1 protein-coding gene is annotated in these 1,532 nt (G+C 30.8%); it reads left to right on the forward strand.

Annotation, left to right across the window (positions count from 1 at the left end; all coding sequences use genetic code 11):
• Nucleotides 1–113 precede the first annotated feature (113 nt).
• Nucleotides 114–1,061 (forward strand): glycosyltransferase family 2 protein, encoded by a 948-nt coding sequence (locus DW915_RS15535; RefSeq protein WP_055222226.1) that lies wholly within the window; start codon nucleotides 114–116, stop codon nucleotides 1,059–1,061.
• The last annotated feature ends 471 nt before the right edge of the window (nucleotides 1,062–1,532 follow it).

Consider the following 1,532-nt stretch of genomic DNA (forward strand, 5'->3'; position numbering starts at 1 on the left):
TCATTCAGCAGAGGGTGTCTTTAGTTTGTGCAAAATTTAGGATTTGCTCATTTATAGTTAGAAACTTAAAATAGCTATAGCAATGATTATTATTAAAAAGAACGGAGAAGAAAGTGAGTAAACAGAAGATAACATTAGTTATACCGTGTTTTAATGAACAAGAATCGCTTCCTATATTTTATAAGGAAATTAGTAAGGTATTGCATAGTATGGAATGTGATTATGAACTTATATTCATAGATGATGGATCGAATGACGATACGTTAAAGTTGCTGAGAAAATTTGGAGAAAATGATAAAAATTTAAAATATGTATCGTTTTCAAGAAATTTTGGAAAAGAGGCAGCTATGTATGCTGGCTTTCAAAATGTTGATGGAGATTATGTTGCTGTGATGGATGCGGATATGCAAGATCCCCCGAGTTTATTACCTAAAATGTTAAAAATTCTTTGCACACAGAATTATGATTGTGTAGCTACTAGAAGAATAAGTAGAAAAGGTGAACCTCATATTCGGTCATGGTTTGCTAAAAAATTTTATAAATTAATTAACAAAATTTCTGATGCGGACATTATGGATGGAGCAAGAGATTTTCGCCTTATGAAAAGAAAAATGGTAGATTCTATAGTTGCGATGGATGAATATAATCGGTTTTCGAAAGGAATTTTTGGTTGGATTGGGTTTAATACATATTGGTTGGAGTATGAAAATGTGGCGCGTGTTGCAGGAAAAACAAAGTGGAGTTTTGGAAATCTGATTAAATATGCGTTGGATGGAATTATTAATTTTTCGGAAGTTCCATTAAATATGGCTTCTTGGTTAGGAATAGTAATGACATTTCTATCTTTTGTTTTTTTAGTGGCTATTATTGTAAGAAAATTAATTTTTAATAATTCTGTAGATGGTTGGGCATCTTTGGTTTGTATTATTGTTTTTGTTAGTGGAATTCAGCTGTTTTGTATGGGTATTATTGGAAAATATATTGCTAAAATATATATGGAAACAAAACATAGACCGCATTATATTATTAAAGATTCGAATATAGATATTTCTGAAAAATGAAAGTGCAATGGTATTTGGAATGTATAGATTTAGAATGGAATTTTCGTTATACTTTATCAAAGACTGAAAAAGCTGTACTTTTGTGTGAAAAGATTTTTGATAAAAAATCATAATTAAAATCTTATTTTTGATATGAGTGAAAAGAAGCAAGTGGGTAAAAATTTAAAAAAATTTTGAAATGATTTTCAGACTATAAATGAGCAAATAACGAAAATTGCACAAAATTACAAGAATGTAATAGAAACTGTGTAAGTTTTTCTGATCTGCTCTCAAGATTTTATCAAATGCCAGAATTGTCAGTCAAGGCTGGAACCCTTACCTTGACTGGCATTCCGGCATTTAAAGCAAGGTAGTCAAGCAGGCAAAGGGAAAATTGTCAGACAATTTACTTACACACTTTTTTAGACATTCCCAAAATTACCCTGCAATCATTAAAACATCCTTCAGCGAAGCTCCATGCTGGATCAACCG

This window comes from Blautia sp. AM42-2 (assembly GCF_003480245.1).
Taxonomy (GTDB): Bacteria; Bacillota; Clostridia; order Lachnospirales; family Lachnospiraceae; genus Fusicatenibacter; species Fusicatenibacter saccharivorans.